Here is a 10,086-nt window from a genome sequence, read left to right on the forward strand (position 1 = left end):
CATACGACCATACGACAACGCGATGGCTGAGGCGTTCAACTCGCTGTTCAAAGCCGAATGCATCCGTAACCCCGTGATGCGCCCGCGAGGCGGCTGGGCAGGTGTGGGCGAGGTCGAGATCGCCGTCGCTGAGTACGTCGAATGGTTCAACCACCGCCGCCTGCACGGCGAGATCGGACACGTCCCACCCGTCGAGTACGAGAGCGCCTACTGGTCGACCCACACCGTCACCAGCTACCGTGAGAACCCGGTCCCCGCAAACGCTGGAACCAACTAACCGAGCCTCCAGCAAACCCGGGGCGATTCACACCGTCTCCCGAATCACGGATCGGGTCATCGAAGAGATGGTGTCGTGGTGGGCACGCCCGCTGGAGAAAGTGTACGCGGCGGTGTTCATCGACGCGATCATGGTCAAGATCCGGGATGGGCAGGTGCGTAACCGGCCCATCTACGCCGCGATCGGGGTGGATCTCGACGGGCACAAAGACATCCTCGGCATGTGGGCCGGCGACGGCGACGGCGAGTCGGCCAGGTTCTGGCTGGCGGTGCTCACCGACCTCAAGAACAGGGGTGTCCGCGACATCTTCTTCGTTGTGTGTGACGGATTGAAAGGGTTGCCCGACAGTGTATCTGCCGCGTTCCCGTTGGCCACGGTACAGACGTGCATCATCCATCTGATCCGCAACACCTTCAAGTACGCCTCCCGCAAGTATTGGGACACGATCAGCGCCGATCTCAAACCGATCTACACCGCGCCGACCGCCGCTGACGCCCGGGCGCGGTGGGAGGAATTCGCCGAGAAATGGGGCACGCCGTACCCGGCGATCGTGACCCTGTGGGAGAGCGCGTGGGAGGAGTTCATCCCGTTCCTTGACTACGACGTCGAGATACGGCGAGTGTTGTGCTCCACCAACGCGATCGAAAGTCTCAACGCCCGCTACCGGCGTGCGGTGCGCGCTCGAGGACACTTCCCGAACGAGCAGTCCGCACTCAAAACGCTCTACCTGGTCACCCGGTCGCTGGACCCGAAGGGTACCGGTCAGACGAAGTGGGCCGTACGCTGGAAGCCAGCGCTCAACGCCCCGGCCATCACGTTCGCCGATCGTATGCCCGCAGCCGAAGAACGCTGACCCGCCGAGCAATCGGAAAACCGCCGCTTACACCGAATATCGGACAGACCCGTCGGGGCCCGATTCCCGCCGAGCTCGTGGTGAGCGTGCGTGAGACGCTGGGTGGGGGTCGTCCAGAACGGGGGGTGTCCCTATGGGTTTGTCAAGCAGCTGAAGCGATTGGGGTTCGGTAGGGCTCGCTGTGCTTGAGCATCGCGTAGAGGACGTCGCATCGTCGGCGTGCCAGGCAGATGAGGGCGGCGTTGTGTTTCTTTCCTTCGGCGCGTTTGCGGTCGTAGTAGGCGCGGCTGGTGGGGTCGTGCAGTGCGGCGAACGCGGAGAGGAAGAAGGCTCGTTTGAGTTTGCGGTTTCCGAATCGGGCGGGGTGCTCGCCACGGATGGAGGTGCCGGATCGGTGGGTGACTGGTGCGATGCCGGCGTAGGCGGCCAGGTGGCCTGCGGTGGCGAATGCTGAACCGTCGCCGACTTCGAGGAGGATGCGGGCTGCTGTGTAGGGGTCGTAGCGGATCTGGTTTCGCACCGCGGCAAAGTGGCTCCGCGCCATGTCTCGATCGTTGTCCGCGTCGCCGGTAGCATCACGGGTGGACGCCTGCACGGTGGCGTGGTCGAAGGCCAGGATACGTGACGCTGCGAGAAGAACTGCAGGCTTCCCGGTTGCCTCCTGTCGATGTCACAGGACCCGGGTCAGCGGGAACCGGCGTCCTGCTGATGGTAATGCTCCTGCGTGCGTTTGTGTGAACGCGGCGGCCCTGCTTAGCGTCCTCCTCGCGGACTTGCCGCGACAGGCCGGTTAGCCTGACAAGGATGCTGCGGCCTTTCGTAGTGACGCCTCCAGGGTCGTTTCCGCCTCGGGTAGAGCCGCCGCGAGGGTTGTGACGGATCGGAGCCGCTCGGATGAGGCGTGATCCTTCTGTACTGCTGCGCGTGCGACTGCAGTCCAGGATGTCGCCGCATGGTGGGCGTTGGCTGCAAGGATGGCGGTGGCGTGATCGCCGGTGAGGCGCGCGATTTCGTCGCAGCCCTGTGCCAGCAGTCGGCGGAACAGGCCGCCGCCGGTCCCCGCTTTCTCGATGAAGGCGCCGAGGCTGAATAAATGCATCTCGAGGTCGTCGGTCGACAGGGCTCCCCAGCTGCAGACGTCGGATGCGAGCGCGCTGGCAGCGTCGAGGCCGTGTGACCCGTGTTCTGCGGGCCCGGCGATCGTCGATGCGCCTGGGGTGCTCAGGCTCGCTGCGGATTGTGCGAATGCCTGTGCGGCCACCTCGAGAATCGAAGGTGGCGTCTGTGGCCAATTGATACGAAACAGCGTGTGTCGGGTTGGCTCCGGGAAGGAGGTCGAGCGGCGCGCGCGTGCGAGTGCGTCCAGTGGGACGCGTTGAAGGTCTTCGCGATCGTTGTCGGCGATGTACGCGACGCCTTGCGTCTCGTCGTAGCCGACTACAACGATGTCGTGGCGGCTCATGCGCAACTGGACCCGCAGGTAGGGGAGTTCTGCGATCTCCGCCCAGACCAGTGCAGGGCGTCCCTGATCGATCTCGCCACGAAGGTTCTCCCAACCCTCGGCCGGGTCGTCTGTGGCAAGCACCTCGACGGTGCCGCCCAGACGGCGGGGGAGGTCGATCTCAAAATCAGGTCCTCGTCCGACTAAGTACACGGGTGGCATCAGCGCTTTTGATCGAATGTAGGTGAGGGAGAGGGCTCCGCCGAGGGCAAAGACGAGGCCCTCGTCGGGTGGGCCGTCGTAACCGAGCCCGGTCCACTCCATGAGGTCTCGCATCGCACCGGACCCACAGTGGCCACCCATTCGGTGCGGGTAGGGGTCGATCATCGAGGGGCCGGACACTGACACGATCCTCCTGTGTTGAGGCGGTACGAAAATTGTCGATTGCCGGGCCGACGACTGAGGCAGACCGGGTTAGGCGTGGAATGCATCTAGTGACGTCGCACGCTGCGTGAGTATAAGAGGGCCATAGGCCTCTTTGAGAGCCACCAGGATGTTGTCGAGAGGCAGGTCGTTGTACACACCTCTTTCGCGGACGTACTCCATGTGTGTTGAGCCGTCCGCGGAGTGAGCGTGGAGCAACGCGTCGCTGTCGCCGGTGAAGTCGATCGGGGCGACTCCGAACCGCGCGCACAGTTCCGAGTTGAACGCGGGTGTCGCCTTGAGCCACCGTCCGTCTATGTAGACGTGGCTGTACCCGTGATAGACGAAGACGTCGGTTCCCATCAGCTCACGTAGGGCGCCCGTTTGGAGGTGATTACGGACGTCGGCGAAGCCTAGCCGCGCTGGGATCCCGGCGGCGCGGAATGCGGCGGTAAGCACGACGGCCTTGGGGACGCAGTATCCACGCCCGGATTCGATTACATGGCTGGCCCGGTAGTGCTCTGGGTCGTTGGAGACGGTGTACGGGTCGTAGCGGATGGCGTCGCGCACCGCGGTGAACAGGCGGCCGGCTTTGTCTTTGTCGGTGGTCGCGTTGCCGACGGCTTCGCGTGTGAAGGTTGCGACGGTGGCGTGCTCGATGTCGAGGAAGCGTGAACCCGTCAGCGCCGCCGGGCTGACCGCATTTGTCGGTGATGTGGTCATGGGGCCGCTCCGATCAATTCGGACCTGACGATCGGCGCTCGTTGTGCAATGGCGCGCTTGGCGGTCACGAAGTCAGCGGGTCTGTTGACGCAGTCAGCTGCAATCAGTTCTCCGGCGGTTAAGTAGTAGCAGGTGAAGTCGCGGCCATGGGCGGGGTTGCCGCTGACCAGCACCTCGTCGTATCCGGTGTTGAGCCCGGCGATCTGGAGTTTGAGGTCGTATTGGTCGGACCAGAACCATGGCAGTGCGGCGCGACCGGTTGTGTTGTCGCAGATTGTGGCCGCCGCGATCTTGGCGTGCTCGGTTGTTGCGGACACGCACTCGAGACGAACACGTCGCCCGTACCGCTCGATTCGGTGGTTGGCGCAGTCGCCGGCTGCGACGATGTCAGGATCGCTGGTACGAGCGCGGTCGTCGACGAGGATGCCGTTTTCGACGTCGATGCCCGCAGCTGCTGCGAGCTCCGTGTTCGGAATGACGCCGACGCCGACGATGACCAGGTCAGCGGCCAGCGTCTCCCCCCCGGACAGGACAACGCCGTCGACTCGTTCGTCGCCGCGGAACCCTTCGACCATTGCGTCGGTCCGTACCTCGACACCCTTCTCGCGGTGAATTCGATCGAAGAATTCCGACACGACGGGCGCCGTGACACGTTCGAGTACGCGTCCTGCCGCCTCCAGGACGGTGACCTCGACACCCAGGGTTCGAAGCGAGGCCGCTGTCTCCAGGCCGATGTACCCGCCGCCGACAATGACGACCCGCGAACCCGGGACCGCGGCGGCGCGGATGGCCTCGACATCGGTGGCGGTGCGCAGATAGTGCACGCCCGGCAGGTCGGCGCCGGGGACCGGCAGTGCGCGAGCTCGAGCGCCGGTGCACAGGGCCAACTTCGAGTAGGACACCGCGTCGTTGTTGCCAAGAGTGACGGTTCGTTCGGCACGGTCGATCGAGGTCACGGTCCCGTCGACGAGCTCGATCCGTTGCTTGTCGTAGAACTGGCGGCTCCGAATCGCGACATCGTCGAGATGGCAATCGCCAGCCAGGTATGCCTTGGACAGCGGCGGCCGCTGATACGGCAGGCGGCCCTCGTCGCCGATCAGCAGGATGGCCCCAGCCCACTTCTCCTTGCGCAAATTGGCCGCCAGCTGTGCGCCCGCGTGGCTTGCGCCGACGATCACGACCCGATCAGTACTCACGTCTCCGGCTTGGGAGTCAGACGGACCATCATCTTGCTGATCCCACGAACGAAGTTGGACTGCACGTACTCCGGATCACCGACCACCTCGATGTCGTCGAAGCGCTCGAGAAGTTCTTCCCAGAGAATGCGCAACTGCAATTCGGCCAAACGGTTTCCCATGCAACGGTGCACACCGAAACCGAACGCGATGTGGTTGCGAGCGTTGGACCGATCGATGATGAGCTCGTCCGGGCGGTCGAACACTCGCTCGTCGCGGTTGCCGGAGGCATACCACATGACGACTTTGTCACCTGCGCGGATGAACTGACCGTTGAGCATCACGTCCTTCTTGGCGACCCGACGCATGTATGCCAGCGGGGTTTGCCACCGGATAATCTCCGACACCGCATTGGGAATCAGATCCGGATTGGCTTTGAGTTTCTCGAACTGCTCGGGAAACTCGTTGAGAGCCAGCACTCCGCCGCTCATCGAGTTGCGGGTGGTGTCGTTGCCGCCGACGATCAGCAGCACGAGGTTCCCGAGGAACTCCATCGGGCTATTGTCGAGAAGGTTCTTGGTGTCCTCGTTGCTCTGCAGCATGGTGATGAGGTCGAATCCGGTCTCCTCGCCTGCCGCGGTCCGCGCGGCCTTGTCTCGCCACAGCGCACTCAAGCCCTGTGCCATCGCGACCATCTCGCGGAAAACTTTGTCGTTGTCCGATGGTCCGCCGTTGGCCTGCTCCATCGACGTGGCCAAATCCGACCACTGGACGAGTTTGTGGCGCTGCTCGTAGGGGTAGTCGAGCAATGTCGCGAGCATCCGCGCGGTCAGTTCGACCGACACGGTCTGGACCCAGTCGAACGGTTCGTCGAGCGGTAGCTCCTCGACGACTTCCCGGACGCGAGACCGGATGAGGCCCTCCATCTCGCGCAGGTTCTTCGGTGCGACGACTCCCTGGACGGCGGCGCGCTGCTTGTCGTGCCGCGGCGGGTCCATGGCGATGAACATCGCGATATCCATGAAACGCGGGGGCCGACCGATGATGATGAACGGTTCGGCGGAGAACGCTTCATGGTTTTTGTCGACAGCGATGATGTCGGCATGTCGAGTGACCGACCAGAACGGCCCGAAGGGACTGCGGGGCTGGAAGTGAACGGGCGCCTCATTGCGCACACGCTCGAAGTAGGACCGCCACATGCCCTGTCGGTAGAGAAATGGGTTGCTCAGATCGATGTCAGTGAGTTCGACGTCCTCGACCGGCGGGATGGGGGTCTCGGTGAAGATTTTCTTGCCGTCGGTTCGGGTGACGATCCGGCGGGTCTTGTCATAGACGTGAGCGCCACGGATCTGCAGATCGATCGGGATCATGGACTGCGCCTTCTCGGCGATCGCGGTGGTAATGCTCATCTGAAAGTCGCTCTCATTCTCTCACTTCACAACTGGAACTCGGGGAGGTGAACGGTCAACCCGTCCCACTCTTCGCGCGCGGTCATCTGACACGACAGCCGCGAGTTGGCCTCACGCTCGGGGTGCATGCTCAACATGCCTTCTTCGACGTCTGTGCTGTGGCCGACGGTGTCGATCCACGCGCTGTCGACGACGACGTGGCAGGTTCCGCATGCCGCCTCACCGCCACAGTCGCCATCAATGCCCGGTATCGCCTGGTCGACCGCGGTCTGCATCAGTGACCTGCCGGGCATCACCGGCGCGGGGTAGTCCTCGCCGTCGTGGGTCACGTAGGTGATCGTGGCCATGGCCACCTCCTTGTTCCTGGGTCGTAGAGATGAGTGTGCGCGCGGCGAATGTGGTCGATCCAGGTTCGGACGTCGCGATGTCTTGTTAACTTGGCTCATATGAGCCTTGTCGAGTCGGGGATGCCGCCGCTGGCGTTCGCCCAGCTCCTCGACAGCGGCGCCTTGGGCGCGGCGGAGACCCGAGCGTTCGAACGCATCATGGCCCGCGAGGGCGTCGATCTCGCGGTCGTCATTGCGCGACAGGGCCAAGTGCCTGTCCGGTGGTTTCACGAGGTGTATCCGGCGATGGATTCCCAGCAGGGATTCCGGTTGGGCGTAGCGTTCGCCGAGCACGCTCAGCTCACCTCGTTCGGCCCCATCAGTTTGCCGCTGGTCAGTGCGGGTTCCGTCGTCGAAGTTGTTCAACTGCTTCAGTTCTTGCCCCTGATATCGACCGCGCTGAGCACCGAGTTCCAGCACGGAGATTCTGGACTGACGATCGCTCTGGCCGGGCGCACCGACAGCGCCGGCACCGATTGTTTCGCCGTCACCTACGGTGGTCTGGCTGTCCTGCGGTTGGTGGACATGCTCGCCGGTGCCGTCCCCTCCGTGGAGCTTCATCTGACATGCCAGGCGCCGGCAGACCTGATCGCCGTGGGTGAGATCGGCCATCGGATCGTTTTCAACGCGCCCGCGGCGTTCGTGCACATACCGGCTGCCGTGCTCTACGACGTGTGCCGTTTCTCCGACCCCGTGGCCTACCGGATCGGTATTGCCGAGCTTCGACGCGTCTACGAACAGCGTAGGCCCAGTTCCTACACGCAGCTGGTCCGCGCACAGTTCGATGCCGACCCTGCCCGCGCTGACGGTGCTCGTATCGCGGCGGAGCTGTCGATATCGGTGAGCACACTCAAGCGACGCCTGAACGCCGAGGGCACCACCCTGCGTCGCCTGCGGCAGCAGTTCGTCCAAGAACGGGCCACCGCGCGACTGCTGGATCCGGGCATCGGTGTCGGCGAGATAGCCGCAGAACTGGGGTACTCCGACGCCGCCAGCTTCTCTCATGCGTTCACACGGTGGGTCGGATGCTCCCCGACGCGGTTTCGCCGCGCACCGGCGAATCGGCAGGCAGCGCCGGGCATCTGAGCAGGTCAGTCCGCGCGAAGAAGATTGACGAAAAAGCTGTCTACCGTGGAGGTGTCGGCGTAGCGCGCGAAGTGCATGAGATCGACTTTCACGAACTCGCCGGTGGCGGAAAAGTAGGTCTCGCCGTCCACAGTCCCGCTCGCCCCGATGTGCAGGATGTGATCGGCGTCCTCGTCGATGCACGCCGTAAGACGTACTGGTACGTGGAGGGGTACCGGTCGGCGGTACTTGACGGTCAACGTGCGCGTGACGGCCGGGGTGCCGGCGATCCACAGCGTGAATCCCATGATGTCGTCGCACGCGGCCGAGATAGCGCCTCCGTGCGCCAAACCTGGTCCACCGGAATGCTTGGTGGTGAAAGAGTGATCGGCAAAAACGCGGTCGCCGTCGCGGTACACCTCGAGCTGCAGGCCGCTGGCATTCTCCGGCCCGCAGCCCATGCACGATGGGGAGTGTGCGGGCAGTTTGGTGGGTGCTGACATCACAGTCCTCGAATCGATGCTCGTGCCGGTAGCAGACCACTACCAACGGTATCGTTGGTAGAATGCCACATCCACGCTGGACCAACAGCGTGAGGAGACCTGGTGGCGGTGAGCATCAATGGCCTCGACGACGTCGATCCGCGGCGGGTTCGTTCCCGGAACCGTCTGCTCGACGCCACGGCGGTGTTGCTGCGCAGCGGGGGAGTGGAGGCTGTCACCGTCGAGGCGGTCACGAGCGTTCCCGCAGCTGGAGACAGTCGTGCGGCAGCAGTCGGTCGACCCGATCCCTGCGGGAGTGCCGTCGTTTCAGTCATTCGACCGGATGGGCACGGCGTTCGGGGAGAAAGGCGCCAAGACAACGGCGTTTATCGCCATGGAGAACCGTGGCGGCCTCACCCCGACGGTGCGTGCACGCTACGACGAGCTTGTCCAGGAACTTCGTGGCACCACCGCCGATGTCGCTTCCGCCCGCGACCTGGTGGGGGGATCGCCGATGTGTGTTGTCGAACTTGTCAGGATGTAAAGCCTGGGACGGGATCACGGTCGTTCTAGAAGTACTGGCCGACGTCGGCAATCTTGTAGGCCACCGGGTCATGCAGGCTGTGCGTCCGGATGTTGCGCCAGAACCGGTCCAGCCCCAAACGCGGGTGTGTCCCACGCGCCCCGATGACCTCGAAGATCCGGCTGCCTATAGACAGACCCGCCTCGGTGGCCAAGACCTTCACCCCCGACACCTGAACCATCAGCGAGGCCCGATCGGCGGGTGCCAAAGCATCACCCTTCTCCCAGATCCGCTGCACCGCGTGCGACGCATCGCGGGCCGCCGCGTCAGCGCCTTGTAGTTTAATCGCAAGCTCTCCAAAGGTCCGAACTACGTATGGATCCTGCGTGGCCTCAGAAACCCCCGCAGGGGTCCATGGCCGTGCGTGCTCCAGCGTGTATTCGCGAGCGGAGTCCAGCGCTTCGGCGGCAATTCCTATGTAGACGTGCGAGAAGATCAGTTGCACCAACGGGCCGAATAGGCTGGCGCGCCTATAGCCGAAAAAGTCGGTGATCACGCTGTTCGGAGCCCCCAACACCTCGTGCGGAAGCACTTGAACATCTTTGAAGTCCGTTGTACCGCTGTCGGTCCGCCGCATCCCCAGGGCTTTCCAGTCATTGTTGGGACGCACTCCCCCTCGGTCGGTGGGTATGACCGCTGTGATAATTCCCGACCGCTCGGGTGAGTCATCATCCTGCGCCACGCCAAACACCAGAAGCAGATCGGATCCGAGCGCCCCGCTACAGAAATGCTTGGTCCCGTTCAGCACGTAACCACCGTCGTCGCGTGGGGTTGCACGCACCTTCCAGTCGAGAATGTGACTGTTGTTCTCGCTCAACGCGTTCCCCGTCCAGGAACCCTGCGCCACGCGGCGGTAAGTGGCGTCGCGCTGCTCCGGCGAGCCGAGGAGTTCGATGAAGGCTGCACACACGAGGTGGTATCCGTAGAGGTGGCCAAGCGAGCCGTCGACCTTGGCAATCTCGCGGATTACTGCGAAGACTGAATCGCCCCGGGTTTGCTGGAGGCTCGGTTAGTTGGTTCCAGCGTTTGCGGGGACCGGGTTCTCACGGTAGCTGGTGACGGTGTGGGTCGACCAGTAGGCGCTCTCGTACTCGACGGGTGGGACGTGTCCGATCTCGCCGTGCAGGCGGCGGTGGTTGAACCATTCGACGTACTCAGCGACGGCGATCTCGACCTCGCCCACACCTGCCCAGCCGCCTCGCGGGCGCATCACGGGGTTACGGATGCATTCGGCTTTGAACAGCGAGTTGAACGCCTCAGCCATCGCGT

At 63.7% G+C, this 10,086-nt stretch carries 10 protein-coding genes and 4 pseudogenes; 5 read left to right on the forward strand and 9 right to left on the reverse strand.

All coding sequences use genetic code 11. The features are described from left to right. Positions 1-277, forward strand: a 277-nt coding sequence (locus CA982_RS25780) for an integrase core domain-containing protein (RefSeq protein WP_244176508.1), incomplete at its 5' end; no start/stop codon positions are given. Between the two features lie 31 nt (positions 278-308). Next, positions 309-1,130 (forward strand): annotated as a pseudogene (locus CA982_RS25785) (IS256 family transposase); the annotation flags it as partial. Positions 1,131-1,272: 142 nt separating this feature from the next. On the opposite strand, the pseudogene CA982_RS25790 reads toward CA982_RS25785, so the two are convergent. The 6 genes and pseudogenes from CA982_RS25790 to CA982_RS25815 form a co-directional block, all read right to left on the reverse strand. Continuing rightward, positions 1,273-1,620, reverse strand: a pseudogene (locus CA982_RS25790) (transposase); the annotation flags it as partial. 300 nt (positions 1,621-1,920) lie between these two features. Further along, a complete protein-coding gene (locus tag CA982_RS25795; protein ID WP_472892132.1) occupies positions 1,921-2,958 on the reverse strand; it encodes a BtrH N-terminal domain-containing protein in 1,038 nt (345 codons plus the stop codon). Positions 2,959-3,045: 87 nt separating this feature from the next. After that, positions 3,046-3,717, reverse strand: coding sequence for a transglutaminase-like domain-containing protein (locus CA982_RS25800; protein WP_004020618.1), 672 nt, complete (start codon positions 3,715-3,717; stop codon positions 3,046-3,048). Next, complete coding sequence (locus CA982_RS25805; RefSeq protein WP_014928948.1) at positions 3,714-4,913, reverse strand: NAD(P)/FAD-dependent oxidoreductase; 1,200 nt, start codon at positions 4,911-4,913, stop codon at positions 3,714-3,716. Before CA982_RS25805 ends, CA982_RS25800 begins: the two co-directional genes overlap by 4 nt. After that, complete coding sequence (locus CA982_RS25810) at positions 4,910-6,301, reverse strand: cytochrome P450 (RefSeq protein WP_004020620.1); 1,392 nt, start codon at positions 6,299-6,301, stop codon at positions 4,910-4,912. The genes CA982_RS25805 and CA982_RS25810 overlap by 4 nt, the downstream gene beginning before the upstream one ends. A 26-nt stretch (positions 6,302-6,327) precedes the next feature. Continuing rightward, on the reverse strand, positions 6,328-6,648 hold the full coding sequence (locus CA982_RS25815; RefSeq protein ID WP_004020621.1) for a 2Fe-2S iron-sulfur cluster-binding protein: 321 nt from the start codon (positions 6,646-6,648) through the stop codon (positions 6,328-6,330). A 99-nt stretch (positions 6,649-6,747) separates the two neighbouring features. Between CA982_RS25815 and CA982_RS25820 the strand changes: the two genes are divergently transcribed. Beyond that, positions 6,748-7,773 (forward strand): helix-turn-helix domain-containing protein, encoded by a 1,026-nt coding sequence (locus CA982_RS25820; RefSeq protein ID WP_004020622.1) that lies wholly within the window; start codon positions 6,748-6,750, stop codon positions 7,771-7,773. Between the two features lie 5 nt (positions 7,774-7,778). On the opposite strand, the gene CA982_RS25825 is transcribed toward CA982_RS25820, so the two are convergent. Next, positions 7,779-8,255 carry a PaaI family thioesterase gene (locus CA982_RS25825; protein ID WP_004020623.1) on the reverse strand — a complete coding sequence of 159 codons (477 nt, stop codon included), beginning with the start codon at positions 8,253-8,255 and terminating at the stop codon, positions 7,779-7,781. Between the two features lie 108 nt (positions 8,256-8,363). Between CA982_RS25825 and CA982_RS27030 the strand changes: the two are divergent. Continuing rightward, positions 8,364-8,489 (forward strand): annotated as a pseudogene (locus CA982_RS27030) (TetR family transcriptional regulator); the annotation flags it as partial. A gap of 4 nt (positions 8,490-8,493) precedes the next feature. Further along, positions 8,494-8,736: pseudogene (locus CA982_RS25835) on the forward strand (MMPL family transporter); the annotation flags it as partial. 67 nt (positions 8,737-8,803) lie between these two features. On the opposite strand, the gene CA982_RS25840 reads toward CA982_RS25835, so the two are convergent. Both CA982_RS25840 and CA982_RS25845 read right to left on the reverse strand, forming a co-directional pair. Then, positions 8,804-9,727: an acyl-CoA dehydrogenase family protein gene (locus tag CA982_RS25840; protein WP_014928945.1), complete on the reverse strand. Its 924-nt coding sequence runs from the start codon at positions 9,725-9,727 to the stop codon at positions 8,804-8,806. Between the two features lie 99 nt (positions 9,728-9,826). Further along, the coding region (locus tag CA982_RS25845; RefSeq protein ID WP_244176509.1) for an IS3 family transposase at positions 9,827-10,086 on the reverse strand (260 nt) is incomplete at its 5' end.

This window comes from Gordonia lacunae (assembly GCF_002149015.1).
GTDB classification, from domain to species: domain Bacteria; phylum Actinomycetota; class Actinomycetes; order Mycobacteriales; family Mycobacteriaceae; genus Gordonia; species Gordonia lacunae.